This is a genomic window from Paraburkholderia sp. SIMBA_030 (assembly GCF_046535245.1).
GTDB lineage: Bacteria > Pseudomonadota > Gammaproteobacteria > Burkholderiales > Burkholderiaceae > Paraburkholderia.
Genome location: NZ_JAWRXB010000026.1, coordinates 61,272 through 85,348 on the forward strand (window position 1 = coordinate 61,272; position 24,077 = coordinate 85,348).

The 24,077-nt window shown below is 63.9% G+C and carries 26 protein-coding genes; 17 read left to right on the top strand and 9 right to left on the bottom strand.

Annotated elements, in window-relative coordinates:
• The first annotated feature begins 92 nt into the window (after positions 1–92).
• From manD to SB772_RS34015, 8 genes are all read left to right on the top strand, one after another.
• Positions 93–1,301, top strand: coding sequence for a D-mannonate dehydratase ManD (gene manD, locus SB772_RS33980; RefSeq protein WP_410837504.1), 1,209 nt, complete (start codon positions 93–95; stop codon positions 1,299–1,301).
• A gap of 75 nt (positions 1,302–1,376) precedes the next feature.
• The gene (locus tag SB772_RS33985; RefSeq protein ID WP_410837505.1) at positions 1,377–2,423 is read left to right on the top strand and encodes an L-idonate 5-dehydrogenase; all 1,047 of its coding nucleotides are present in this window, start codon (positions 1,377–1,379) and stop codon (positions 2,421–2,423) included.
• Between the two features lie 89 nt (positions 2,424–2,512).
• On the top strand, positions 2,513–3,805 hold the full coding sequence (locus SB772_RS33990; RefSeq protein ID WP_410837506.1) for an MFS transporter: 1,293 nt from the start codon (positions 2,513–2,515) through the stop codon (positions 3,803–3,805).
• Between the two features lie 72 nt (positions 3,806–3,877).
• Complete coding sequence (locus SB772_RS33995) at positions 3,878–4,711, top strand: GntR family transcriptional regulator (protein WP_410837507.1); 834 nt, start codon at positions 3,878–3,880, stop codon at positions 4,709–4,711.
• Between the two features lie 383 nt (positions 4,712–5,094).
• Complete coding sequence (locus tag SB772_RS34000) at positions 5,095–5,403, top strand: hypothetical protein (RefSeq protein WP_410837508.1); 309 nt, start codon at positions 5,095–5,097, stop codon at positions 5,401–5,403.
• Positions 5,400–5,756, top strand: coding sequence for a hypothetical protein (locus tag SB772_RS34005; RefSeq protein WP_410837509.1), 357 nt, complete (start codon positions 5,400–5,402; stop codon positions 5,754–5,756). The genes SB772_RS34000 and SB772_RS34005 overlap by 4 nt, the downstream gene beginning before the upstream one ends.
• 58 nt (positions 5,757–5,814) lie before the next feature.
• Entirely contained in the window at positions 5,815–6,261 is a 447-nt protein-coding gene (locus tag SB772_RS34010) for a lytic transglycosylase domain-containing protein (RefSeq protein ID WP_410837510.1), read from the top strand.
• Positions 6,262–6,514: 253 nt separating this feature from the next.
• Complete coding sequence (locus SB772_RS34015; RefSeq protein ID WP_410837511.1) at positions 6,515–7,519, top strand: lysylphosphatidylglycerol synthase transmembrane domain-containing protein; 1,005 nt, start codon at positions 6,515–6,517, stop codon at positions 7,517–7,519.
• 43 nt (positions 7,520–7,562) lie between these two features.
• On the opposite strand, the gene SB772_RS34020 is transcribed toward SB772_RS34015, so the two are convergent.
• The 8 genes from SB772_RS34020 to phnG all read right to left on the bottom strand — a co-directional run bounded on the left by SB772_RS34020 (position 7,563) and on the right by phnG (position 14,346).
• On the bottom strand, positions 7,563–8,327 hold the full coding sequence (locus SB772_RS34020) for a glycosyltransferase family 2 protein (protein WP_410837512.1): 765 nt from the start codon (positions 8,325–8,327) through the stop codon (positions 7,563–7,565).
• 105 nt (positions 8,328–8,432) lie between these two features.
• Positions 8,433–9,566 carry an alpha-D-ribose 1-methylphosphonate 5-triphosphate diphosphatase gene (locus SB772_RS34025; RefSeq protein ID WP_410837513.1) on the bottom strand — a complete coding sequence of 378 codons (1,134 nt, stop codon included), beginning with the start codon at positions 9,564–9,566 and terminating at the stop codon, positions 8,433–8,435.
• Positions 9,567–9,638: 72 nt separating this feature from the next.
• Positions 9,639–10,403: a phosphonate C-P lyase system protein PhnL gene (phnL, locus tag SB772_RS34030; protein WP_410837514.1), complete on the bottom strand. Its 765-nt coding sequence runs from the start codon at positions 10,401–10,403 to the stop codon at positions 9,639–9,641.
• A gap of 8 nt (positions 10,404–10,411) precedes the next feature.
• On the bottom strand, positions 10,412–11,182 hold the full coding sequence (phnK, locus tag SB772_RS34035) for a phosphonate C-P lyase system protein PhnK (RefSeq protein ID WP_410837515.1): 771 nt from the start codon (positions 11,180–11,182) through the stop codon (positions 10,412–10,414).
• Entirely contained in the window at positions 11,179–12,099 is a 921-nt protein-coding gene (locus tag SB772_RS34040) for an alpha-D-ribose 1-methylphosphonate 5-phosphate C-P-lyase PhnJ (protein ID WP_410837516.1), read from the bottom strand. Before SB772_RS34040 ends, phnK begins: the two co-directional genes overlap by 4 nt.
• A complete protein-coding gene (locus tag SB772_RS34045; protein WP_410837517.1) occupies positions 12,096–13,250 on the bottom strand; it encodes a carbon-phosphorus lyase complex subunit PhnI in 1,155 nt (384 codons plus the stop codon). The genes SB772_RS34040 and SB772_RS34045 overlap by 4 nt, the downstream gene beginning before the upstream one ends.
• A complete protein-coding gene (phnH, locus tag SB772_RS34050) occupies positions 13,250–13,861 on the bottom strand; it encodes a phosphonate C-P lyase system protein PhnH (protein ID WP_410837518.1) in 612 nt (203 codons plus the stop codon). Before phnH ends, SB772_RS34045 begins: the two co-directional genes overlap by 1 nt.
• Positions 13,861–14,346 (bottom strand): phosphonate C-P lyase system protein PhnG, encoded by a 486-nt coding sequence (gene phnG, locus SB772_RS34055; protein ID WP_410837519.1) that lies wholly within the window; start codon positions 14,344–14,346, stop codon positions 13,861–13,863. Before phnG ends, phnH begins: the two co-directional genes overlap by 1 nt.
• A 185-nt stretch (positions 14,347–14,531) precedes the next feature.
• On the opposite strand from phnG, the gene phnF reads away from it, so the two are divergent.
• The 4 genes from phnF (at position 14,532) to SB772_RS34075 (ending at position 17,878) form a co-directional block, all read left to right on the top strand.
• Entirely contained in the window at positions 14,532–15,290 is a 759-nt protein-coding gene (phnF, locus tag SB772_RS34060) for a phosphonate metabolism transcriptional regulator PhnF (RefSeq protein ID WP_410837520.1), read from the top strand.
• Positions 15,287–16,009 carry a DUF1045 domain-containing protein gene (locus SB772_RS34065; protein ID WP_410837521.1) on the top strand — a complete coding sequence of 241 codons (723 nt, stop codon included), beginning with the start codon at positions 15,287–15,289 and terminating at the stop codon, positions 16,007–16,009. Before phnF ends, SB772_RS34065 begins: the two co-directional genes overlap by 4 nt.
• Positions 16,010–16,011: 2 nt before the next feature.
• Positions 16,012–16,566, top strand: a complete 555-nt coding sequence (gene phnN, locus SB772_RS34070) for a phosphonate metabolism protein/1,5-bisphosphokinase (PRPP-forming) PhnN (RefSeq protein WP_410837522.1) — start codon at positions 16,012–16,014, stop codon at positions 16,564–16,566.
• Between the two features lie 121 nt (positions 16,567–16,687).
• Entirely contained in the window at positions 16,688–17,878 is a 1,191-nt protein-coding gene (locus tag SB772_RS34075) for a M20 aminoacylase family protein (RefSeq protein ID WP_410837523.1), read from the top strand.
• 87 nt (positions 17,879–17,965) lie between these two features.
• Here the strand turns inward: SB772_RS34075 and SB772_RS34080 are convergent, their stop codons facing one another.
• Positions 17,966–18,790, bottom strand: coding sequence for an IclR family transcriptional regulator (locus SB772_RS34080; protein ID WP_410837524.1), 825 nt, complete (start codon positions 18,788–18,790; stop codon positions 17,966–17,968).
• Between the two features lie 240 nt (positions 18,791–19,030).
• Here SB772_RS34080 and SB772_RS34085 point away from each other — a divergent pair, with 240 nt between their 5' ends.
• From SB772_RS34085 to SB772_RS34105, 5 genes are all read left to right on the top strand, one after another.
• Positions 19,031–19,735 carry a FadR/GntR family transcriptional regulator gene (locus SB772_RS34085; RefSeq protein ID WP_410837525.1) on the top strand — a complete coding sequence of 235 codons (705 nt, stop codon included), beginning with the start codon at positions 19,031–19,033 and terminating at the stop codon, positions 19,733–19,735.
• Between the two features lie 59 nt (positions 19,736–19,794).
• Complete coding sequence (ltnD, locus tag SB772_RS34090) at positions 19,795–20,685, top strand: L-threonate dehydrogenase (protein ID WP_410837526.1); 891 nt, start codon at positions 19,795–19,797, stop codon at positions 20,683–20,685.
• 15 nt (positions 20,686–20,700) lie between these two features.
• A complete protein-coding gene (gene otnK, locus SB772_RS34095) occupies positions 20,701–22,011 on the top strand; it encodes a 3-oxo-tetronate kinase (RefSeq protein ID WP_410837527.1) in 1,311 nt (436 codons plus the stop codon).
• On the top strand, positions 22,008–22,670 hold the full coding sequence (locus tag SB772_RS34100; protein ID WP_410837528.1) for an aldolase: 663 nt from the start codon (positions 22,008–22,010) through the stop codon (positions 22,668–22,670). The genes otnK and SB772_RS34100 overlap by 4 nt, the downstream gene beginning before the upstream one ends.
• 67 nt (positions 22,671–22,737) lie before the next feature.
• The gene (locus tag SB772_RS34105) at positions 22,738–24,072 is read left to right on the top strand and encodes an MFS transporter (RefSeq protein WP_410837529.1); all 1,335 of its coding nucleotides are present in this window, start codon (positions 22,738–22,740) and stop codon (positions 24,070–24,072) included.
• Positions 24,073–24,077 lie beyond the last annotated feature (5 nt).

Here is a 24,077-nt window from a genome sequence, read left to right on the forward strand (position 1 = left end):
CCTCGGCCGCCGCTCGAAACCACCACGAAAAGCTGCAAGTTGCGTGCCGCCGTATGTCGCGGTCTGCCACTCGCCTCTGCAAGGAAGCTGTCATGAAGATCGTTCGCGCCGACGTGATCGTCACGTGCCCGGGCCGTAATTTCGTCACGCTGAAAATCGTCACCGACGAAGGCGTGCACGGCATCGGCGATGCAACGCTGAACGGTCGCGAGCTCGCAGTCGCGTCGTATCTGAAAGACCATGTGTGTCCGCTCCTGATCGGCCGCGACCCGGGCCGTATCGAAGACACCTGGCAATATCTGTACAAAGGCGCGTACTGGCGGCGCGGGCCGGTCACGATGACGGCGATCGCCGCGGTCGATATGGCGCTGTGGGACATTCTCGGCAAGGTGACGGGTGTGCCGCTGTACAAGCTGCTCGGCGGCGCGTCGCGCGACGGTGTGATGGTGTACGGTCATGCCACCGGCCGTGACATTCCCGAAGCGCTCGATCGCTACGCCGAGCACATCGAGGCCGGATACCGGGCCATTCGCATTCAATGCGGCGTGCCGAATATGCGTGCGGTGTACGGCGTGTCGAAAGGCAGTGGCATGTACGAGCCGGCCACCAAGGGCGCGGTCGAAGAACAGAGCTGGTCGTCGGAAAAGTATCTCGACTTCGTGCCGAAACTGTTCGAAGCGGTGCGCGACAAATTCGGCTTCGACACGCATTTGCTGCATGACGTCCACCACCGTTTGACGCCGATCGAAGCGGCGCGCCTCGGCAAGTCGGTCGAGCCGTATCGGCTCTTCTGGATGGAAGACCCGACGCCTGCCGAAAACCAGGCCGGCTTCCGGCTGATTCGCGAGCATACGGTCACGCCGATCGCGGTCGGCGAAGTCTTCAACAGCATTTGGGATTGCAAACAGTTGATCGAGGAGCAGTTGATCGACTACATCCGCGCGACCTTGACGCACGCGGGCGGCATTACGCATCTGCGGCGTATTGCCGATTTCGCTTCGCTGTACCAGGTGCGTACCGGTTGCCACGGTCCATCCGATCTGTCGCCGGTGTGCATGGGCGCGGCGCTGCATTTCGATCTGTGGGTGCCGAACTTCGGCGTGCAGGAGTACATGGGCTTTCCTGCCGAAGCGCTCGAGGTATTCCCGCATGCATGGCGTTTCGACAACGGGATGATGCATCCAGGCGAGGCGCCGGGCCACGGCGTCGATATCGACGAAGCGGCTGCCGCGCGCTATCCGTACGACCCGGCCTGGCTGCCGGTCGCGCGTCTCGACGATGGGACGCTTTGGAACTGGTGAATGGGCTCTCATCTTCGTCTTCATCGTCAATCGCGCAGCACTAAGCGTGCGGCCTTTGCCCTACCGGAGTTCACCATGCTGGCAGCCGTCCTTCACGAACCCAAACTGATCCGCATCGACGAAGTCGATCCGCCCGAACCCGGCCCAGGCCAGGTACGCGTGCGCGTGCGCGCCGGCGGCATTTGCGGCTCCGATCTCTCGTACTACTTCAAAGGCAGGAGCGGCGATTTCGCGGTGCGCGAGCCGTTCGTGCTCGGGCATGAAGTGGCCGGCGAGATCGATTCGCTCGGCGCGGACGTGAGCGCGGAAACGAGCCTGACGCCAGGGCAGCGCGTCGCCGTCAATCCGGGGCTGGCATGCGGGACTTGCCGCTTTTGCATCGGCGGCATGCCGAATCACTGTCTCGACATGCGCTTCATGGGCAGCGCTTCGACGTTTCCGCATATGCAAGGCATGTTCCGTCAGTACATCGTCGTTGCGGCGCGGCAGTGCGTGCCGGTGCCGAACGGTGTCGATTTCGCTCAGGCGTCGATGGCCGAGCCGCTCGCCGTCGCGTTGCACGCTGTGAAGCAGGCCGGCTCGCTGGTCGGCGCGAGTGTCTTGCTGGTGGGTTGCGGGCCGATCGGCTGCATTCTGCTGACGGTGGCACGCCGCGCGGGCGCGCATCGCACGGTTGCGCTCGATCTGTCGAGCCGCGCGTTGCAGGTCGCCTGGCAACTCGGCGCGGATCAGGTTGTGAACGCCACCGATCGCGCCACGATCGATCAATGGTCCGCGCAGCGCGGCACCTTCGACGTCGTCATCGAAGCGTCGGGCAGTCCCGCCGGTCTCGACACGGCGCTGCGCTCGGCGCGCGCGGGCGGCACGGTGATCCAGGTAGGCAATCTGCCGGCCGGCCAATCGCCGGTGGCGGCCAATCTCGTGATGGCGAGAGAGCTCCGCTACCAGGGCTCGTTCCGTTTCACCGACGAATACGCGATCGCCGCCGATGAAATCGCCTCAGGCAAGGTCGATCTGCGACCGCTGATGACGCATTCTTTCGCGATGAACGAAGCGAATCACGCGTTCGAAATAGCGCTCGACCGCTCGCAATCGATGAAGGTGCATCTGAACTTCGACTAGCCGCTGACCGTTACCAGGGCGTCGCATCCGCCGCGCCTTCACAATTTCATTCAAGCGCCCGTCACGAGGCGAACCGAAGGAGACATTCGATGATCAGGAGCCAACGCTGGTTTGTCGTCGCGCTGCTGTTTCTGGCAGGCGTGATCAACTATCTCGACCGCTCGGCGCTGTCGATCGCCGCGCCGCTGATACAGAAAGACCTGCACTTCTCGCATGCGCAGATGGGCATCGTGTTCAGCAGTTTTTTCGTCGGCTATGCGCTGTTCAATTTTGTTGGCGGCGTGCTCGCGGATAAAGTCGGCGCGAAGCGGGTGTTCGGCACCGCGATGGGCGTCTGGTCGATTTTCTGCGGCGCGACCGCGTTGGCGACCGGCATCGGTTCGCTGATCGTGCTGCGCGTGTTGTTCGGCATGGGCGAAGGTCCGTTCAGTTCGTCGAACAGCAAGATGGTCAATAACTGGTTCCCACGCAAGGAAGTCGCGAGCGCGATCGGCGTGATCAGTTCGGGCACGCCGCTCGGCGGCGCGCTGGCAGGTCCGGTGGTCGGCTTTATGGCGGTGCAGTTCGGCTGGCGCTGGGCCTTTGTCGCGATCATGATGCTGGGGCTCGCGTGGCTCGTCTTGTGGGCGGCGGCGACCACCGAACATCCGCACGGGAATTCGCGTGTGACGCCTGAAGAGATCGAACTCATCCGCGCGGGCCAGGCCGATGAACATGCCATTGCTCACTCCGCCGATGGCGAGCGGCTCGGCCTGGGCCACTTTCTGCGCAAGCCGATCATTCTGGCGACCGCCTTTGCGTTCTTTTCCTATAACTACGTGTTGTTCTTTTTCCTGTCGTGGTTCCCGACCTACCTGACCGAAGCGCATCACCTGAGCTTGCACGACATGAGCTTCGCGACGGTGATTCCATGGCTGCTCGGCAGCATCGGGCTGGCGGCAGGCGGCTTCATCTCGGACCTCATCTTGCGCTTGACCGGCAAGCCGCTGCTGTCGCGCAAGATCGTGCTCGGCACATGTCTCGGCGCGGCAGCGGTGTGCGTTGCGTTGGCCGGCCGTGTCGCCAGCATGCAGGGCGCGGTCGCGCTGATGTCGGTGTCGATCTTCTTCCTGTATGTGACGGGCGCGGTCTACTGGGCCGTGATTCAGGATACCGTGCCGCGCGAACACGTGGGTGGCGTCGGCGGCTTCGTGCACCTGCTGGCGAATCTGGCCGGCGTGATCGGGCCTGCGGTGACCGGCTTCATCGTCGAAGCGACACACGGCGCTTACGGCAGTGCGTTCGTGCTGGCGGGCGCGGTTGCGGTGCTCGGCGCGGTGTGTTCGCTGGTATGGATTCGCGAACCGCGCGGCAGCGCGCTGCGGATGAAACGTGCATGGTAGTATGGTGCGACACGCCTGCATAGCCTGAACGCGCGTGCCGTCTCCCTCATATTTCGTCCGCTGTTTTGCCTGATGCCGAATAAAAACCTCCGCGCTGCCAAGTCGTCTTTCTCCGCCGATGCGGCGCTCGCTGCACCTCGCACGCGGCGTCGCGCGAGCTTGCAGGGCGGCCCTCGCGTTGCGCTCCCGGATCTCGCCGCCGAGGTCTCGTTCGATTCCCACGAGCCGGTCGGCAAGCAGATTTTCCGCGCGTTGCGCCAGGCGATTTTCGCCGGTCAATTGGTGCCGGGCACGCCGCTCTCGGAGAAGGAAGTCTCGGACATGTTTCAGGTGTCGCGGCAGCCGGTGCGCGAAGCGTTCATCAAGCTGGTCGAAGCGGGCGTGCTGCAGGTATTGCCGCAGCGCGGCACCTTCGTTAAACGCATATCGCCGCGTCAGGTGCGTGAAGGCCGCTTCATTCGCGAGGCGATCGAGACCGCGGTAGTCCGCAAGGCAGCCGTGTCGATCACCGACGAACAGTTGCAGGCGCTCGCCGACAATCTGCGCGATCAGAAGCTCGCGGCGAAATCGAGCGACACCGCCGCGTTCCTCGCGCTCGACGAGGCGTTTCACTATGCGATCGCGCAAGCCATCGACTGCACGGCGGCATGGGACACCATTCAGGACATCAAGGCGCAGATGGATCGAGTGCGCTATTTGAGCCTGCCCGAGGTGTCGCCGCTCGATCTGCTGATCAGGCAACACGCAAAAATTCTGGCGGGCCTGCGCGCGCACGACCCGAGCGCCGCGGAAGAAGCGATGCGCAGCCATCTGCGCGAGATTCTGGTGTCGCTCGTTCCGATTGCCGAGCGCAATCCGGCGTGGTTCGAAGCGGACGAGCCGGAACGCGTGCCGCTGTCGACCTGACGCGCGCCGATAAACGGCCAGCACGCCTTCAGCCTCGCAGGCGGCCTGAGAACCTCGCCGCCTGATCCATTGCTCCCCGATTCATCCATCCCGCCTGTGCCGCGCGTCGAAACCGCTTTTCGACAGCCAATCATCAGACGATTTCACGCCCGAAACAACGAGGCAACTTTGCTTCGAACGGTGCTTCGCCGAGCGCCGGAGCAATCGTTTGCGCGAATCTTGAGGTAACTCCTTTTGATTTGCGCAGGCCAGTTTTCCGTCTATCAACTTTCTCCGTCAGCCTGCCGAAAACCTCGTTATAGCAACAGGACTGACTGGAGATTCGTGTGAAGCGACAGGTGTTGTTTGCGGTACCCATGCTTGCGTTGGCCGGATGCGCACAAATGCCTCCACCGACTGCCGCACGCCCGGACAAGGCGCCGAACGAGGTCATCAGTTTCGAGATTCCGCCGGACGCGCTCGGCGCGCGCGACCCGCAGCTCACCGCTGTGCTCGCCAAGGCAGGCGCATTGGCTGCCGCGCAGAAGCAGTCCACGGTCGTTCTCGTCACCGCGCTGGGCCAGGATTTTGCGTACCTGAATCAGGCTGTCTGGAAGGGCGTGCCGACCCAGCGGATGACAAAGGTGAGCTTCGAGAATCGGACCGCCGGCCTCGGTCAGCCATATAGCGTGTCGATCAGGACGGTTCAATGAAGGAGGCCATCGTGATGGTCCGGATGACTTTACTGGTGTTGGCAACGCTGCTGAGCGCGCCGGCCTTCGCGGGGCAGCCGGGCGCCGACCTGCAGTCGGCGAGCGCTTTTCCCGCTGCGGCGGACAAGGTCTATCCGCCGTTGCCGACGCTGGCGATGCTGCCACCGTCGAGCGGCGACGATGACGAGTTGCCGGCGAAGCCGACGCTGCATCGAAAGAAAGCGCGTGCGCCGGTACACGTTCAGGAGAACAAACCGCCTCCGGTTCCGGTCGCACGGCTCGTCGTATCCGACGCCTCGCATGCTTACCTCGAATCCGTGCAACGGCAGATCGATCAGGCGTCGAGCAGGTAAACCGGCCGGCGACCCGGAGCTCACTACTCTTTATCGCTATCAAGCGAAAGGATGAATCATGTCCTTGAAATTCGGCCTCGCTGCGCTCGCATGCTTGTTGGCGTACGGTTCGGTGCATGCAGCCGACGATTGCTTCAACGAAGCCGCGGCTTATCAGGGCGTCAACCCGTGGGTGTTGCGCGCCGTTGCGTGGTACGAATCGAAGGGCGACCCGAGCGCAATCCGGCGGAACGCGAACGGTTCGATCGACGTCGGTCAGTTGCAGATCAATTCGATTCATTTCGGCGACCTTGCGCGCGAAGGCGTGCCGCATCGCGCGCTGATCGACCCGTGCGTCAACGTCTACGTGGCCGCCTGGCTGCTGAAACAGAAGATGGTCAAGCACGGCAATACCTGGCGCGCGATCGGCGCCTATCATTCGGAAACGCCGAAACAGCGCGACGCCTATGCACGGGGCATTCAGAAGGTACTGGTCGCATGGGGGCAGTTGCCGTCCGAGCGCTAGACATGCCGGGCAGCACGGCACGAGCGAGCCGCCCGTACCGGGCATCGACGCCGGCATGATGTGGGCCGCGCACCACCGTCACGCGGCGTCACGTGCTGTTACGCACTGTCACGCGCCGTCACGAAATCGCAGCTTTGATCGAATATCATGAGGCACCCGAGGGCCTCGATTTCACGCGACGCGACGCGGCGCCATGCATGCCGCGTCGTGCGGAGAACGGCGCCTTGCTAACCGCGCCTGCTGAGGCCTCTCCGTGATCGGATCACATACGCGTAAAGCGGCAGTGCTGGTGGCGCTTGCCGGTATCGGCCTCGCCATCGGCGCGCCTTTTGTCCTCAATTCGCAAGCCGCGCTCGCCGGGCTGCGCGACATCTCCCTGTACGTCTTCGTCGCGCTGGTCGCGAGTGCCGCAGTCAGCGCGCTGGCCAAGGCCGGCAAGCTGCATCTGATGCAAACCGCGCTCGGCTTTCGCGTGAGTTTTCTGCGCACTTTCGCCATCACCCTGGCCACCGATTTCGCGTTTCTGGCCTCTCCGCTGGGCGCGGCGGGCTATGGGGTCAACATCGGCTTGCTGCAGCGCGCGGGCGCGCCCTGGTCACTGGCGACCACGGTCGTCGGTGCGGATCAGGCGCTCGACCTGGCGTTTTTCGCGACCGCTGTGCCGATTTCTCTTCTGTTCGCATTCGGGCCGCTGATGCAAGTGATCCCAGTCGCGAGTGCGCCTGTCGTGTTCGGCGTGCTGGCCGGCGGTGCTTTTGTCGTGGGCGTCTTCTGGGTCAACCGTCAGCGTTTGGCAGCCGCGTTGGATGCCACCGGCCGGCGGGTTCGCTGGCTGAACGAGCGCCGGGCGAGGTGGAGCCGGTTTTGCCGCAGCGTTCGCGGGCAATGGCTGGAACTGGTCGCCGTGCCGAAGTGGCGGCTTGCCGCATTGTTGCTGCTGACGACGCTGCAATGGCTGCTGCGCTATGGCGCCATCTGGTTTATCTTGCGCGAACTCGGCTACCGCCTGCCGTTGGGTTTCGTTCTGGCCGTGCAGGCCGTCGCCCTGCATGCCGCGCTGTGGACCGGCGTGCCCGCGGGCGGCGGCACGGGCGATATCGCGCTGGCTGCCGCGTTCGCGAGCTGGGTGCCCCGTGCGAGCCTCGCGACGGCACTGGTGCAGTGGCGCTTCGCGACGCTTTACTGCCCGCTGATGCTGGGCGCGGCAGGTTTCGTTGCGCTGGCGACGAGGGGCGGCACGCTCACCGCAGCCGAATGAGCCCCGCAGGTTAAAGCAAACGCAACGGCGCGGCGAACGCGCTTCACCGCGAGTTATCGGGTGCTTTTCTGATGCGCGCCGAAAAACGCGCCCGTGGGCCGTGGTCGATGCGCAAGCAAAGCAGTTGAAAGGTTTGTGAAATCAGCGCGAGCGGATAAACCACCTTCAGGAGATCCGCGATCATGCGCCATTCCGCGCGGATGCCCTTCCAGTAGCCGAGTTTCTCGGTCTTGCGCGCCTGCGTGACGTGCGGCCAGTGAGTGACCGCGATGGGCAGACGGCGCTCGATGATCCTGCGATTCATGAACACCTCGACGCCGAAGCGCGGCAAACCGCGAACCTCCTGCAGCACTTCGCCCAGCAGCGTTTTTTTGACCACCCGTTCGCCGGAAACGAAATCGAGGCCGATGGCGCGAAACGCCAACAGGCTGTTCTGGCGCAAACTCAGGCTCACTTGCGCGCTGCCTTGCAAAACGGGCAGGGCGAGCGCGCCGATGTACTCGGCAGTCAGTCCCTTCAAATCGGCATCCAGCAGCATGATCAGCTCGCCTTGCGCGGCCGCGATTCCGGCCGCCAAGGCGGCGCTTTTACCGCGGTTTTCGCCGCACCGGATCAGTTGTACCGATGTGAAGCGCTCGACGACCTCGGCGGTGCCGTCGGTCGAACCGTCGTCCACCACGATGACCTCGCCGAACAAAGGGTGCGCGGCGGCCACGGCCAGCACGCTGCCGATGCGGGGCGCTTCGTTGTAAGCACAGATGACACAGGAAATTCGTGGGGGACGACGCAGTGGGGAATGAACAGTCATTGGCCAGGCCGTGACGAAGAGGGAGGTGCCTCGCTGGACGCGCTGGATGCGTTGGGAAACGGTCGAACCGTCACTGCCCGCGCCCGACGAGGCTTGAAAGCATCTTCAAACGATGCGCGCTCCGGCCCGATAAGTCGCGCGCGGCACCGGCAGCGTGTCGAGCATCGTCACACGCACGAGGTCGCCGCGCAAGCCCGGCGCGATCGCGCCGCGGTCGTACAGGCCGGCCGTGCGTGCCGGCTCGGCCGAAACAGTCGCCATGGCGCGCGGCAAACTCCAGCCGGCCTTGTTGACCAGCTCGAACACGGCGGTCAGCAAACTGGACGGCACGTAATCCGACGACAGGATATCGAGCAGATCCGCTTTGGCCAGTTCGAGCGCCGACACGTTGCCCGAGTGCGAGCCGCCGCGCACGATATTCGGCGCGCCCATGATGGTCGAAATGCCGTGCTGGCGCGCCGTCTCGGCGGCGATGCGCGTGGTCGGGAATTCGGCCAGCACGATGCCCTCGGCCTTGGCCTGCTCGACGTGCTCGATCAGCGTGTCGTCGTGGCTCGCGACCGGAATGCCGAGCCGGTTGCAACGTGCGACGATCTCGCGGCGGTGCAGGTCGGCATAACGCTGCTGCTCGTCGGAGAGTTCGGCAAGCGCCGTGGCGACATGTTCGTCGCTCAGCTTGCCGTTGCGTTCCTGGAAGCGGCGCCATTGATCGCGATCGTGCCATTGACGCTGACCGGGCGTGTGGTCCATCACCGAGGCAAGCCGCAACAACGGATGCGCACACAACGAGTCGAATACCTCCACAACGTCGGCGGTGGCGATTTCGCAGCGCAGATGCAGGAAGTGTTCGGCGCGCAGCAAGTTGCGCTCGGAGAAGCGCGTCAGCGCTTCGGCGCATTGGGTTTGCAAATCGCGGCCACGCAGGCCGACATTCGAACGCGAACCGATCGCGAGCGCATCGAAAACCGTGGTGATGCCGGCCGCTGCCACCTGTGCGTCGTGGATCACGAAAGCGGCATCGGTGTTCCATTGGACGCCCGGACGCGGCGCGAGATGCTTTTCGAGGTTGTCCGTGTGCAGTTCGATCAGGCCTGGCAACAGATAGTCGCCGTCCCAATCTTCGGCTTCGCGTGCCGATGTCGTGCCGCGCTCGACGTCGCGAATCGTGCCGTCTTCGATGCGGACCACGCCGGTGAATACTTCGTCTCGCGTCACGATGCGAGCGTTTCTGATCAACATCGACTTGCTCCGTAGTCAGTCAGACCCGAGTGTTTTAGCTCGGTGCCTAGTGTAGTGCACGTTTCGTGCCAGCTAGTGACGCAGCGGCGGCTGGAGTTCGAGACGGCGTGTCGCCACCTTGCTGCGCGTATCTTCGTCGTGAAAGATACCGACGATCGCCGCGCCACGTTCGCGCGCTTCGACGATCAGATCGGCAACGACATCACGATTTTCCGCGTCGAGCGAGGCGGTCGGTTCGTCGAGCAGCAACACCGGATGCCCGGCGATCAAGCCGCGGGCGATGTTCACGCGTTGCTGCTCGCCGCCGGAAAAGGTGGCAGGCGCCAGCGTCCACAGCCGTTCGGGCACATTGAGCCGGGCCAGCAGCGCGGCCCCGCGCGCACGGGCTTCATCTTCCGCTACGCCGCGCGACACCAGCGGTTCGGCCACGAGCGTGAGCGTCGGCACCCGTGGAATCACACGCAGAAACTGGCTGACGTAGCCCACTGCGCCGCGGCGCAGGCGCAACACGTCGCGCGGCTCGGCACCGGTGATCGACACCGGTTCGCCATTGTCCGCACCGTCACGAATGGCGATGGAACCCGCGCTCGCGAGGTAATTGCCATACAGGCACCGCAGCAGCGTGCTCTTGCCCGCGCCGGACGGTCCGACCAGCACCACGCACTCGCCGCGTTCGACGTCGAGCGAAACATCGGCGAGCGCTTCGATTTGCACGCCGCCCTGGCCGTGCAGCGTAAAGGTCTTGCCGATATTGGACGCGCGCAGCATCAGCGCGGCGTTGTCGATGAAAGCGCGGTCGGCTGAGCGTGATTCACTGCTTGTTTCAATGGATCGCATTGTGAGCCTCAAACCGGCAGAACCGAGGAAACCAGCGTTTGCGTGTACGGATGCTGCGGATCGTCGAGTACCTGATCGGTCAGCCCCGCCTCGACCACCTCGCCGCCTTGCATGACCATCAGACGATGCGCGAGCAACCGCGCCACGCCGATATCGTGCGTGACGATCAGCACCGACAGATGCAGTGTGGACGTCAACGTGCGCAGCAGATCGAGCAGGCGCGCCTGCACCGATACGTCGAGACCGGCGGTCGGTTCGTCCATGAAGACGAGGCGCGGACCCGTGACGAGATTGCGCGCGATCTGCAAACGCTGTTGCATGCCGCCGGAAAACGCCGCCGGAAATTCGTCGATGCGAGTGGAATCCAACTCGACGCGCTCCATCCATTGCGTCGCCGTGTGGCGAATGTCGCCGTAATGACGCGCGCCGACTGCCATCAAGGGCTCGCCGATATTCGCGCCTGCAGAGACGCCGCTGCGCAGGCCGTCGCGTGGATTCTGCTGCACGAAGCCCCACTCGGTGCGCATCAGCAGGCGCCGGCGCGGTTCGGACAAGGCCAGCAGATCGAGCATCTTGCCATGCGTCGCGGCGTAATGCAGCGAGCCGCTGTCGGCTGCGGTCTTCAAGGCGAGCGTATTCAACAGCGTGGTCTTGCCCGAGCCGGATTCGCCGACGATGCACAACACCTCGCCCGGATAGAGATCGAAACTGACATTGGTGCAGCCGTTGCGGCCGCCGTATTGTTTGGTGAGCGAACGGGCGCTCAACAGCGGCGTCATGCTGTCTCTCCTTTGCGTTGCGGGTCCGATTGCAGTTCGAGGTCCTGATCGCCGCGGCGTTCGTGGCAGTAGTCGCTATCGGAGCAGACGAACATCCGCTTGCCCGCATCGTCGACGATCATTTCGTCGAGGAAGCTCTGCGTCGATCCGCACAGCGCGCAGGCGTGCTGCCATTTCTGTATCTCGAACGGATGATCGTCGAAGTCGAGACTGCGTACCGGCGTGTACGGCGGAATCGCATAGACGCGGCGCTCGCGGCCGGCGCCGAACAATTGCAGCGCGGGGTTCATATGCATCTTCGGATTGTCGAACTTCGGAATCGGCGACGGCGAACTCAGATAGCGGTTGTTGACGATCACCGGGTAGTCGTAGGTGGTGGCGATGCTGCCGTGATGGACGATGTCCTCGTATAGCTTCACGCTGATCAAACCGTAGTCGGCCAGCGCGTGCATCTTCTTGCATTCGACGACGCGCGGTTCCAGTTTGTACAACGGCTCGGGCATCGGCACCTGGTAGACGAGAATCTGCTTGTCGGAGAGCGGCTTTTCGGGAATCCGGTGACGTGTCTGGATGATCGTCGCCTCCGCCGTGCGCCGCGTGGTCGCCACGCCGGCGGTGCGCGCGAAGAATCGGCGGATATTGACCGCGTTGGTGGTTTCGTCGGAGCCCTGATCGATGACTTTTAGCGTATCGCTTTTGCCGATGATCGCTGCGGTAACCTGAATGCCGCCGGTGCCCCAGCCGAACGGCAACGGCATTTCACGCGACGCGAATGGCACCTGATAGCCCGGTACGGCGACGGCTTTGAGCAATGCGCGGCGCAGCATGCGTTTGGTCTGCTCGTCGAGGTAAGCGAAGTTGTAGCCATCCGCGGCGCTGTCGTACGCGGTGGCGAGTGAGGTATCGGGTGCGTTCATGCGGCTTGCTCCTGCGTCTGAGCCTGGGCTTGCGCGTGGTTCTCATTCGGCGCGCCGTGTTGCGCACGCAGACGCCGCACGAGTTCGAGTTCGGACTGGAAGTCGACGTAGTGAGGCAGCTTCAGATGCTGGACAAAGCCGGACGCTTCGACGTTATCGCTGTGCGACAGCATGAATTCGATGTCCTGGGTCGGCGACCCGAGCGTCTCGCCGAGTTCTTCGGCGCGCAACGCGCGGTCCACCAATGCCATTGCCATCGCTTTGCGCTCCGAGTGGCCGAACGCGAGACCGTAGCCTTGCGTGAACGCCGGCGGGACCTCGCCGCTGCCGGCAAACTGGTTGATCATCTGGCATTCGGTGATATCGATGTCGCCGATTTCCACCGCTTCGCCCAGTTCGTCGAGTTCCATTTCAACGGCGATCGTGCCGAAGCGGATCTCGCCGGCAAACGGATGCGAGTTTGCGTAGCCGCGCTGCGTGGCATAGCCCATCGCGAGCAGAAAGCCTTCGTCGCCGCGCGCGAGATTCTGCAGGCGCGTTGTGCGGCTCGCGGGAAAGGCGAGCGGTTCGCGCGACAGATCGCCGGGTTCCGGCGCATCCGGCGTGGGGCGTTCCTGTTCGATCAGGCCTTCCCGGTCGAGCAGCGTGATGACGCGCGGCATGGCTTCGGCTTCGGGCAGCGCGGCCTGAATGACGGATGCCGTTGTGGCTGCATCGGTTTCAGTGCCGCCTTCAGTGTCGCCTTCAGCCAGTAACGCGAAATCCAGCAGACGCTGCGTGTAATCGTAAGTCGCGCCGAGCAATTGACCGCCGGGCACGTCCTTGAACGTTGCGGAAATACGGCGCGCGACCTGCATGGCTTCCGAATCGATTGCCTGCGTGTAGCCGAAACGCGGCAACGTAGTGCGATACGCGCGCAGCAGAAAGATCGCCTCGACCAGATCGCCGGCGGCCTGCTTGATTGCCAGCGCGGCCAGTTCTTCGTCATAGACCGAGCCTTCGGTCATGACGCGCGCGACGGCGAGGCGCAATTGCTCGCGAATCTGCGCGACGCTGAGTTCGGCGAGCCGCGTATCGCCCCGGCGCGCCTTGTCGAGCAGACGCCACGACGCCTCGATCGCACGTTCTCCACCTTTGACGGCAACGTACATCAGTTCACCTTCGCTTTGGTTGTGCGCGGCAGACCGATCAGCGTGCCGCCGCAGACAAGATAGCAATCGATGCCGCACGGAAAGAGCGGCGCGAGGGCGGCGCGTTCGCGCCAGAAACGCTCGGGCAGGCCGACCGGCGCGATCGTCGCCGTGTGCTGGATGCCGGGGCCGCTCAGTACGACCGGCGTGCCGCCCGTGAGCGCTTCCACGCGGATCAGCAGCGTCACCGATTGTTCGGGCGATTCCGCTTCGCCAGGCGCAAAGTTCTCCAGCGACGGTAGTGCGTCTGCGTCGTGGATATAGGCGAAGGCGGCTTGCGCAGGTTCATCGACCAGCGGCGCGCCGGTATGAAAGCGCAGCGCCGAAGCCAGGGCCGTATCAGGTTGCGCGAGCCAAACGGGCGTGGCGTAGTCGCATAGCGTGAGCAGCGCGGTGAATGCGGCCAGCTCCGCGCGGGTTGCCCGCACCCCGGGCAACCCGTTCTCGACGACGCCGACCGTGCCTGGTCGCGACAGCGCGTCGAGCAGGGTGCGGAATACCGCCTGGGTGTCGTGGACCGGGTCGGCGAAACCCGGCGTCAAGCTGGACAATGCAATTTGCGAGTTTTCCATCAGTCGCCCCGGACCATCGTGAAGAATTCGACGCGTGTCGACGCGGCGTCATGGCGGTGTTCAACGCGTTTGGCAGCCTGCTGTGCTGCAAACGGCTCGATTAACTGTCGATACAGCGCAGCTTGATGCTCGGGCATTTGCAGCAGCGCGTCCGCTAGCGCGGCGAGTTCGGCACGGCGGCGATCGCGGCCCAGATGACACGCGACGCCAACCGCGGCTTGAGCGTCACCGGCACTGCGCAAGCGCAAGGTGGCGCGCGTCACGGTGGCTTCGCCGAGATTGAACGGGTCGCCGGTGCCGCCGACGCGGCCGCGCACCATCGCGAGGCCGATTTCGGGTGGCCTGAGCCAATCGTAGGCAGGGGCCGGGATGCCCTGAAGCAAGCGCTCAAGCGCGGCTTCGAGATCGGCGCGCGGCGTGCGCGCAAGCACGGCCATCCATGCGCGCCGCATGGCGGAGGACGGCGGGGCGGAGGGGGCACTCATCGAGAACTCCTGTTGATCCAGCGAGTAGACATTTGACCATCTATTCGTCTAAACGTCTAGACGTTTAGAGGTAAACTTGCTGCGTCTTGTTGCACGCGGCCGCCATTTCACATTTCCATCACGGCTTGCGCACTACAATGCACGATATGGCGAATATTATTTGAACCCAAGGGAATGACAACACCATGACATCGAACGACAACGCGACGCCGGGCACGCTGCTCGAACGCGGCGCGGGCGTTGCCGTGTGGCGGCAGATCGAGCAGATTCTTGCCGCGGAAATCGCGGCGAGCGGTTTCGGCGAGGAGGGCCGCTTGCCCAGCGAAGGCGAACTGGCCAAGCGCTTCGACGTGAACCGGCATACCGTGCGCCGGGCGATGCTGGGTCTGGCCGCGCTCGGTCTTGTCAGCGTCGAGCAGGGACGCGGCACCTTCGTGCAGCCTGGTGCCATCGACTATTCGATCGGCCGCCGCACACGCTTTACAGAAAACTTGCGGCAGCAGCATCATGCGGCAGCGGGTACGATGCTGTCGGCCGCGCGCGTGAAGGCCGAGCCGAATGTCGCAAAGGCGCTCGGCCTGCGGGCGGGTGCGCCGGTCTATCGGATCGAATCGCTGCACGAGTCGGACGGCGTGCCGCTCACGTTCGCGCGCAACTGGTATCCGGCGGTGCGTTTTGCGGACCTGCCGGAGGTGCTGGAGCGTACCGGCAGTATCACGAAGTCGATGGTGGAATTCGGCGTGACCGATTACTTGCGCAAGTGGAGTCGCATCGGCAGTGTATTGCCTGAGCCGGAAGTCGCGCGGCGTTTGAATATCAACCGGCAGCAGCCGGTGCTGTGGGTCGAGAACGTCGATGTCGATCTGGAGGGCACGCCGATCAAGTACGGCTTCACGCATTTTGCCGCCGACCGTGTGCAACTGCTGGTGGAGCACGACCTATGAGCGGCGGCGTGTGGGGCGCCGATGCACGTTTCGCGCTGTACTACGCGCCTTCGCGCGATTCGGCATGGTGGCGGGCGGGATCGCAGTGGTTGGGACGCGACGCGGAAAGCGGCGAGGCGTGCGTGCCGCCGCAACCGGAAGGCGTGATGCGGCCATTAGCGGATTTGACCGAGGCGCCGCGTCGCTATGGATGGCATGGCACATTGGTGGCGCCGTTTCGTCTGGCTGACGGGGTGACTCAGCACGACGTGCTGCAAGTGGCGCGTGAATGGGCGCACTCGCAAGCCGCGTTCAGGTTGCCGGTAGAAGCCGCGACGCTCAGCGATTTCGTCGCGCTGCGTCCCGCGGATCAGGACGGCGAAGCGAACATCGGTGCCGTCGCCGCAAGCGCATTGCGGTCGCTCGATGCACTGCGCACCAAGCCGTCCGCTACCGATCTCGCCCGCCGTCTTGCCGCGCCGCTGAGCGAACGGCAACGCGCGTTGTTGGTCGAATGGGGCTATCCGTACGTCTTCGACGAATTCCGTTTTCACATGACGCTATCCAGTTCGCTGGCGGATGCCGATGAGCGTGCGACGCTGGTCGCATGGTGGCAGGCGCAAACGCCTAGGCTCGGGCCGCTCGCAATCGACCACGCGGCACTCTTTGTCGAGCCTGCGCCCGGTGCGCCGTTCGTGTTGTGGCAACGTGTGCCGTTTCAGATTCGTGAGGTGAATTAGCAATGGCAGGTCGTTTGATCTATGTAATGGGGCCGTCCGGTGCGGGCAAGGATTCGTTGCTGGGGTTTGCACGCAGGCGCTTGATGGGCGAGCCGATTCTGTTTGCTCATCGCTACATCACACGGCCGAGCGGCAATGGTGAGGAACATGTCGCGCTGAGCGTTGAAGAGTTTGCCGCGCGTTCCGTGCTCGGACTGTTCGCACTCGAATGGTCGAGCCATTCGTTGCGTTATGGCATCGGTATCGAACTCGATGCGTGGCTCGCGCGCGGTTGCACGGTGGTCGTCAACGGTTCGCGTCAGCATGTGCAGCACACGTTGGCGCGTTATCCGCACACGGCAGTCGTGCACGTGGACGCTGCGCCGCACATTCTCGAAGCGCGGCTCGGCGCGCGTGCACGCGAGTCCGCGGCGCAGGTCGCGGCAAGGCTCGCACGGCGCGCGCCGTTTTCGTTGCCTGAAGGAATTCGCTGTACGACGATCGATAACTCGGGTGAACTCGATGACGCCGGCCATGCGTTGATCGATTTTCTGAAGGCCCACGCCAATATGCGCTAGACCGGCAAGGCCAGCCGTTCATCGGGATGAAAATACAGCATCTTATTCGAACAAAATGGCGAGGCTATAGTGCTCGCCGGTTCGCAGCGGTCATGCGGCGTGAATCCATGGAGCGAGAACGATGAGCGAAGCTGCGCGTTTTACCGAAGTGTCCGATCTGGCGCCCGCCGCCGACAGCCTGCGCGAAATTCGCCATCACATCCATCGCCACCCGGAACTGGCCTACGAGGAAGTGGCAACGGGCGCGTTAGTGGCCGAAAAGCTCGAGCAATGGGGCTGGCAGGTGACGCGCGGCGTCGGGCAAACCGGCGTGGTCGGCACGCTGAAGGTGGGCGACGGCAAGCGCAGCATCGGCATTCGCGCCGACATGGACGCGCTGCCGATCATCGAACAGACCGGTCTACCGTACGCGAGCGGCACGCACGGCAAGATGCACGCATGCGGGCACGACGGCCACACGACGATGCTGCTCGGTGCCGCTCAACACCTCGCCGCCACGCGTAATTTCTCCGGCACCGTGCATCTGTACTTCCAGCCCGCTGAGGAAAGCGGCATTGACAGCGGCGCGTTGAAAATGATCGACGACGGTCTGTTCGAGCGCTTCCCGTGCGACGCCGTGTTCGGTCTGCACAACCATCCGGGCGCGGCGCCGGGTGTGCTGCTGTTCCGCAAGGGGCCGTTCATGTCGGCGGGCGACAAGGCGATCATCACGATCGAAGGTGTCGGCGGCCACGCGGCGCGCCCGCACCTGACGGTCGACCCGGTGGTGGTGGCGGCGAGCATCGTGATGGCGTTACAGACTATCGTCGCGCGTAATGTCGATCCTGCGCAGCCGGCGGTGGTGACAGTCGGCTCGATGCATGCAGGTACCGCGAGCAATGTGATTTCGAGCAGCGCAAAGCTGGAGTTGAGCGTGCGTTCGTTCAGCCCCGAAGTGCGTGCGCTGCTGAAACAACGCATCACCGAGCTCGCCGAAAGCCAGGCCGCGAGCTATGGCGGCAAGGCGGTGGTCGAGTACATCGCGGGCTATCCGGTGGTAATCAATTCGGATGCCGAAACGGAATTTGCGGTGGCGGTGGCGCGCGAGCTGGTCGGCGACGACAAGGTGATCGCGCAGACCGACATCCTGATGGGCAGCGAAGACTTCGCGTTCATGTTGCAGAAGCGGCCGGGCACGTTCCTGCGGATCGGTAACGGCGTGGGCGAGGACGGCTGCATGGTGCACAACCCGCATTACGACTTCAACGACCACAATCTGCCGGTCGGCGCGGCGTTCTGGGCGCGGCTGGTCGAGCGCTATCTGGGGCGATGAATCGGCTGGCGAGCCCGCGCGGCCAGATTGAGCAGTCACTGAGGCGCGCTCAAGCGCGCGTGATGAAACCGCGCGCTGCCATCAGCCTCAACCGCGCCGCGCCACCATCTCCGACACCGTCTGCGCTGCCTGCTGCAACGGTTCCAGAAATGCCTTCACCATCTGCCTGGCCGAATTGCGCTGCGCGTTGCCGCTGATATTCATCGCCGCGATCACGCGCCCCTGGCGATTGCGAATCGGCGCGGACAGCGAAATCAGACCGCCTTCCAGTTCCTGATCGACGATCGCCCACCCTTGGCGGCGTACCTGCGCGATCAGTTTTTTCAGTTCTTCCTTGTCGGTGACCGTGCGCGGCGTGTGCGCATAGAGCGGCGTCGAACTCAGGGTCGCGTCGAGCGCTTCGTCGTCGAGTGCGGCGAGCAGCACGCGGCCCATCGACGTGCAATACGCCGGCAAGCGGCTGCCGATCGACAGATTGATCGTCATGATCTTGTGGGTCGGCACGCGCAGCACATAAACGATCTCGGTGCGATCGAGCACGGCCGCCGAGCAGCTCTCGTGTACCTGCGCCGACAGTGCTTCCATCACCGGCTCGGCGAGGTTCCAGAACGGCATCGAGGTCAGATACGCGAAGCCGAGATCGAGAATCTTCGGCGTGAGACGGAACAGGCGGCCTTCGGCCTCCACATAGCCGAGCGTCTGCAAGGTCAACAGGATGCGGCGCGCGCCGGCGCGCGTGAGGCCGGCGGCGGCGGCAACGTCGGTCAGTGTCTGTTCGGGGCGCGTGGCGTCGAACGCGCGAATCACCGCGAGGCCGCGCGCGAACGACTGCACATACGAATCGCCCGGTTTGTCCGGGGCCGGTTCGGCGCTGACAGGAACGGCAGAAGACGGCGGCAGGGCTTTGCTCATGGGCCTTTGCTAAAAACGTTCGAAGAGGGCATATGCCGCTCGCGGACAAGCGAGGCGACCGAGGCGCGACCGGGACACAAGCGGGGCGGCGCGATGTCGCGGAAAGCCGTGACGATAGCTTAAGCCTTGGCTTTCGCCAACCTCGCAGGTTTTTTGGTCGATAGCCCAGGGTTTGCATGGATGCGGTCTGGATTCAAAATTTGTATGATGACCCGATAACATGATCAATCGAGGCAATCGATGTTCGACAAGATTCCTGCGCGGGCGCTGAGCGACACCGTCGCGCAGCAGCTTCTCAAGCAGATCGACAAAGGCACCTTCAAGCGCGGCGGCAAGCTGCCGACCGAGGCCGTGCTGGCGCAGCAGTTCGGCGTGAGCCGCACGGTGATCCGCGAGGCGATCTCGCGGCTGAAGAATGAAGGCGTGGTCGAGCCGCGCCAGGGCAGCGGCGTGTTCATCGCCGCGCACGGCGCGATCCGGCCGCTGCGCATCGATTACGCGGAAGCTATCGAGGCGGGCTCGGTGCTGCAAATCCTCGCGCTGCGGCGGGCGATCGAAGCGGAAGTCGCATCGGAAGCCGCCATGCGCCGCAGTGACGCCGACATGGTGTCGATCGACACCGCGCTCGCGAAGATCGACGAGGTGGTGGCCGAAGGCGAGGACGGCGTCGCCGAAGACGTCGCGTTCCATCGCGCCATCGCCGCGGCCACCGGCAATCCGTATTTCCTCAAAACGCTCGCATTCCTGAATCAGTACCTCGAAGCGGGCACCGTGGTGACGCGGCGCAACGAAGCGCTGCGCGAGGACTTCTCCCGTCAGGTGCGTGAAGAGCATGCGGCCATCGCCGCCGCGATTCGTGCGGGTGATCCGATGGCGGCGCGCAATGCGGCGCGCACGCATATGTACAACGCTGCGCGGCGGCTCGCGGAAGCGGGTATTTGCTGAGCTGGGCCGGATGGGCGCCATTGGGGCGCCAGCCGCCAACGAATTCTCAGGGGTCAAGCATGTCCAGAAATGTCGGTGTCATCGGTCTTGGTGCAATGGGCCTGGGTGTCGCGCGTTCGTTGTTGCGCGCGGGTTTTCGGGTTCACGCGTGCGATCTGCGCAGCCAGGTTCTGCAAGCGTTCGTCGCGGAAGGGGGCGTGGGTTGCGCCTCGCCCGCGGAGCTCGGGGCGCAATGCGAAGTGGTCGTCACGCTGGTCGTCAATGCCGCGCAGACCGAAGCGGTGCTGTTCGGTGCGCAAGGTGCAGTCGCTGCAATGAAAAAGGGCAGTGTGGTGATCGCCAGCGCGACGGTCGCGCCGGACTTCGCGATCGATCTCGGCAAGCGGATCGAGTCGGCCGGTTTGCAGATGCTCGATGCGCCGGTTTCGGGTGGCGCGGCACGCGCCGCATCCGGTGAAATGACGATGATGACGTCCGGTCCCGATGCAGCCTATGCCGCGTGCGAGGACATGCTGGCCGCGATGGCCGGCAAGGTGTATCGCCTCGGTTCGGCGCACGGCGCCGGGTCGAAAGTGAAGATCATCAATCAGTTGCTGGCCGGCGTGCATATCGCGGTGGCTGCCGAGGCGATGGCGCTCGGTTTGCGCGAAGGCGTGGATGCCGATGCGCTGTACGAGGTCATCACGCATAGCGCGGGCAATTCGTGGATGTTCGAGAACCGCGTACCGCATATTCTGAATGGCGATTACACACCGCTGTCGGCGGTCGATATTTTCGTGAAGGATCTCGGCCTCGTGCTCGATACCGCGCGCCGTTCGAAGTTTCCTTTACCGCTCTCGGCGGCGGCGCATCAGATGTTCATGATGGCATCCTCCGCCGGTCACGGTGGTGAGGACGATTCCGCGGTGATCAAGATTTTCCCCGGCATCGACGTGCCGGCGGCGAAATAAGCGCTGGAGCCCGCCATGACCACCCCTTCCAGACGCGCGCTGCTCGGCTGTATCGCCGACGATTTCACCGGCGCCACCGATCTCGCCAACATGCTGGTGCGCGGTGGCATGCGCACCGTGCAGACCATCGGTGTGCCTGCGTCGAACGAAATCATCGAGGCCGACGCGCTGGTCGTCGCGTTGAAATCGCGCACGATTCCCGCTGCCGACGCGGTCGCGCAATCGCTCGCCGCGCTCGACTGGTTGCGCGCGCAAGGATGCCGCCAGTTCTTCTTCAAATACTGCTCGACCTTCGACTCGACCGATGCGGGCAACATCGGTCCGGTAACGGATGCTTTGCTCGATGCGTTGTCCGCGGACCCAGAAGCAAGCGCCTTCACGATCGCCTGTCCGGCGTTTCCCGAGAATGGCCGCACGATCTATCGCGGTCATCTGTTCGTCGGCGATACCTTGCTCAACGAGTCGGGCATGGAAAACCATCCGCTCACGCCGATGCGCGATGCCAATCTCGTCCGCGTGCTGCAACGGCAGACCGAGTCGAAAGTCGGCCTGGTGCGTTATGACGCTGTTGCCAAAGGCGTTTCCGCCGTACGCGAATCGTTCGATGCTCTGTGTAACGACGGCGTGCGGATGGCGATTGCCGATGCGGTGTCGGACGCGGACCTTTACGTACTCGGTGAGGCATGTGCCGACCTCGCGCTGATCACGGGCGGCTCCGGTGTCGCGCTCGGGTTGCCCGGCAACTTCCGCCGTGCGGGTTTGCTCGCGGAGCAAACTGACGCCGCGCAGTTGCCTCGAGTCGAAGGATTGTCGGTTGTACTGGCCGGCAGTGCATCCAAAGCGACCAACGCGCAAGTGGCGGCGTGGCGCGAAACGCGGTCTTCGTTCCGCATCGATCCGCTGGCGGTTGCGCGCGGCGAGCCGGTGGTCGAACAGGCCCTGGCGTTCGCAGAGGAACACTTCGACAAAGCCCAACCGGTGCTGATCTACGCCACTGCCACGCCCGACGAAGTCAAGGCGGCGCAGCGCGAACTCGGCGTCAACGAAGCGGGACATCTGGTCGAAACGACCTTGGCGTCGATCGCGCGCGGCCTGCGCGAGCGCGGCGTACGCAAGTTCGTGGTGGCGGGCGGCGAAACCTCGGGCGCGGTAGTGCAGGCACTCGACGTGCACACGCTGCGCATCGGCGCGCAGATCGATCCCGGCGTGCCGGCCACCGCGACGACCGGCGCCGAGCCGCTCGCACTGGCGCTGAAATCCGGCAACTTCGGTACGACCGACTTCTTCGAAAAGGCGTTGCGCCATCTCGATGGAGCGGTGCAATGACCGGCACACCCGCACTCCATACGACGAACGAAGCCAAGGTCCGCGAAGAAATCTGCGTGACCGGCGCGAGTCTCTATCAGCGCGGCTACACCGTGGGCACCGCCGGCAACATCAGCGCGCGTCTCGACGACGGCTGGCTGATCACGCCGACCGATGCGTGCCTGGGCCGGCTCGACCCCGCCGACATCGCCAAAGTCGATCTGGCCGGCAACGCGGTATCCGGCGGCAAGCCGTCGAAGACGCTGGCGCTGCATCGCGGCATCTACGCGCGTAACGGCGAAGCACGCGGCATCGTCCACACGCACTCGACGCATCTGGTCGCGCTGACGCTTGCCGGCGTCTGGAGCGACCAGGACGTGTTGCCGCCGATCACGCCGTACTATGTGATGAAGGTGGGACACGTCCCCTTGATTCGTTACAAGCGCCCGGGCGATCCACAAGTAGCCGGGCAGATCGCCGCGCTCGCCGATACCGTTCGCGCTGTCTTGCTCGAGCGCCTCGGCCCGGTGGTTTGGGAGCGCTCGGTCGCGCAGGCGTCATATGCGCTCGAAGAACTCGAAGAGACCGCGCGCCTGTGGCTGATGACGAACCCGCGGCCCGCGCCGCTCGACGAAGCAGCACTCGAAGAACTGCGCACCGTGTTCGGCGCGCGCTGGTAGTACCCGACATAAACAAAGCCACGCGCCGCACGCGGCGCATCAGGCTACCCATTGAAGGAGACAATGCATGAGTTCTTATCAGACGGCATCGAGCCGCCCCATTGCAGCGGCTGCGGGACAACCCGGCGCTGCCGAAGTCGAACGCACTTATAAGAAAGTGTTCTGGCGCATCGTGCCGTTTCTGATGCTGTGCTACGTGGTTGCGTATCTGGACCGCGTGAATGTCGGCTTTGCGAAGCTGCAAATGTCGCAAGACCTCGCGTTCAGCGAAACGGTGTTCGGCCTCGGCGCCGGCGTGTTCTTTATCGGCTACTTCCTGTTCGAATTGCCGAGCAACATTCTGATGCACAAACTCGGCGCGCGTATCTGGATCGCGCGGATCATGATCACGTGGGGCCTGCTGTCCGCCCTGTTCGTGTTCGTCAGGACGCCGATGCAGTTCTACATCTTGCGGTTCATGCTAGGGCTGGCCGAAGCCGGTTTCTATCCCGGCGTGATTCTGTATCTGACGTACTGGTTTCCGTCGCATCGGCGCGCGAAGATCATCGCGGTATTCATGTCGGCGATTCCGGTCTCGGGGATTTTCGGCAATCCGCTGTCGGGCTGGATCATGCAGTCGTTCCACCACAACTCGGGTTTGGCGGGCTGGCAATGGATGTTCCTGATCGAGGCGATTCCCGCGATTGCGATCGGCATCGCGACGATCCTGTATCTCGACAACGGCATCTCCAGTGCGAAGTGGCTGAGCGAGCGTGAAAAGCGTTTGCTCACCGATGAAATCGCCGCCGGTGAGCCACCCCAAAAAACGCAGGCGCACTCGCTCGGCGCAGTGTTCCGCGATCCGCGCACGTGGTGGATGTCGCTGATCTATTTTGCGTTCGTCACCGGGCAATACGGCCTGACGTTCTGGATGCCGACACTCGTCAAATCGACCGGTGTGAGCGGCGCATTCGAAATCGGCCTGCTGAGCGCGATTCCGTTCCTGTGCGCGATTGTCGTGATGAACCTGATGGGCCATAGCGCGGACAAGCGCCGCGAGCGCCGCTGGCATCTGATCGTGCCGGCGCTGTTCGGCGCGATCGGCTTTACGGTAGCCGCCTCGTTTGCGGACAACACGGTGGTGTCGATCGCGTTTCTCTCGCTGGCCGCGGCGGGCGTGCTGACCTGCGCACCGTTGTTCTGGTCGCTGCCGACTGCGTTCATGTCGGGTGCGAGCGCCGCTGCCGGCATTGCGATCATCAATTCGATCGGCAATCTCGCGGGTTTCGCGAGTCCGTACATGATCGGCTATCTGAAGGATCTCACGCATAGCACCCAGACCGGCATGTATGTGCTGGCCGCCATGCTGGTGATCGGCGCGATTGCCACGTGGCTGACGCCGGCCAGGCTGGTCAATCGCTAAACTGG

Bases quoted from the DNA above. Each gene is read 5' to 3' on its own strand.
- manD (WP_410837504.1), top strand. From the start codon at position 93: ATGAAGATCGTTCGCGCCGACGTGATCGTCACGTGCCCGGGCCGTAAT.
- SB772_RS33985 (WP_410837505.1), top strand. From the start codon at position 1,377: ATGCTGGCAGCCGTCCTTCACGAACCCAAACTGATCCGCATCGACGAA.
- SB772_RS33990 (WP_410837506.1), top strand. From the start codon at position 2,513: ATGATCAGGAGCCAACGCTGGTTTGTCGTCGCGCTGCTGTTTCTGGCA.
- SB772_RS33995 (WP_410837507.1), top strand. From the start codon at position 3,878: ATGCCGAATAAAAACCTCCGCGCTGCCAAGTCGTCTTTCTCCGCCGAT.
- SB772_RS34000 (WP_410837508.1), top strand. From the start codon at position 5,095: ATGCCTCCACCGACTGCCGCACGCCCGGACAAGGCGCCGAACGAGGTC.
- SB772_RS34005 (WP_410837509.1), top strand. From the start codon at position 5,400: ATGAAGGAGGCCATCGTGATGGTCCGGATGACTTTACTGGTGTTGGCA.
- SB772_RS34010 (WP_410837510.1), top strand. From the start codon at position 5,815: ATGTCCTTGAAATTCGGCCTCGCTGCGCTCGCATGCTTGTTGGCGTAC.
- SB772_RS34020 (WP_410837512.1), bottom strand. From the start codon at position 8,327: ATGACTGTTCATTCCCCACTGCGTCGTCCCCCACGAATTTCCTGTGTC.
- SB772_RS34025 (WP_410837513.1), bottom strand. From the start codon at position 9,566: ATGTTGATCAGAAACGCTCGCATCGTGACGCGAGACGAAGTATTCACC.
- phnL (WP_410837514.1), bottom strand. From the start codon at position 10,403: ATGCGATCCATTGAAACAAGCAGTGAATCACGCTCAGCCGACCGCGCT.
- phnK (WP_410837515.1), bottom strand. From the start codon at position 11,182: ATGACGCCGCTGTTGAGCGCCCGTTCGCTCACCAAACAATACGGCGGC.
- SB772_RS34040 (WP_410837516.1), bottom strand. From the start codon at position 12,099: ATGAACGCACCCGATACCTCACTCGCCACCGCGTACGACAGCGCCGCG.
- SB772_RS34045 (WP_410837517.1), bottom strand. From the start codon at position 13,250: ATGTACGTTGCCGTCAAAGGTGGAGAACGTGCGATCGAGGCGTCGTGG.
- phnH (WP_410837518.1), bottom strand. From the start codon at position 13,861: ATGGAAAACTCGCAAATTGCATTGTCCAGCTTGACGCCGGGTTTCGCC.
- phnG (WP_410837519.1), bottom strand. From the start codon at position 14,346: ATGAGTGCCCCCTCCGCCCCGCCGTCCTCCGCCATGCGGCGCGCATGG.
- phnF (WP_410837520.1), top strand. From the start codon at position 14,532: ATGACATCGAACGACAACGCGACGCCGGGCACGCTGCTCGAACGCGGC.
- SB772_RS34065 (WP_410837521.1), top strand. From the start codon at position 15,287: ATGAGCGGCGGCGTGTGGGGCGCCGATGCACGTTTCGCGCTGTACTAC.
- phnN (WP_410837522.1), top strand. From the start codon at position 16,012: ATGGCAGGTCGTTTGATCTATGTAATGGGGCCGTCCGGTGCGGGCAAG.
- SB772_RS34075 (WP_410837523.1), top strand. From the start codon at position 16,688: ATGAGCGAAGCTGCGCGTTTTACCGAAGTGTCCGATCTGGCGCCCGCC.
- SB772_RS34080 (WP_410837524.1), bottom strand. From the start codon at position 18,790: ATGAGCAAAGCCCTGCCGCCGTCTTCTGCCGTTCCTGTCAGCGCCGAA.
- SB772_RS34085 (WP_410837525.1), top strand. From the start codon at position 19,031: ATGTTCGACAAGATTCCTGCGCGGGCGCTGAGCGACACCGTCGCGCAG.
- ltnD (WP_410837526.1), top strand. From the start codon at position 19,795: ATGTCCAGAAATGTCGGTGTCATCGGTCTTGGTGCAATGGGCCTGGGT.
- otnK (WP_410837527.1), top strand. From the start codon at position 20,701: ATGACCACCCCTTCCAGACGCGCGCTGCTCGGCTGTATCGCCGACGAT.
- SB772_RS34100 (WP_410837528.1), top strand. From the start codon at position 22,008: ATGACCGGCACACCCGCACTCCATACGACGAACGAAGCCAAGGTCCGC.
- SB772_RS34105 (WP_410837529.1), top strand. From the start codon at position 22,738: ATGAGTTCTTATCAGACGGCATCGAGCCGCCCCATTGCAGCGGCTGCG.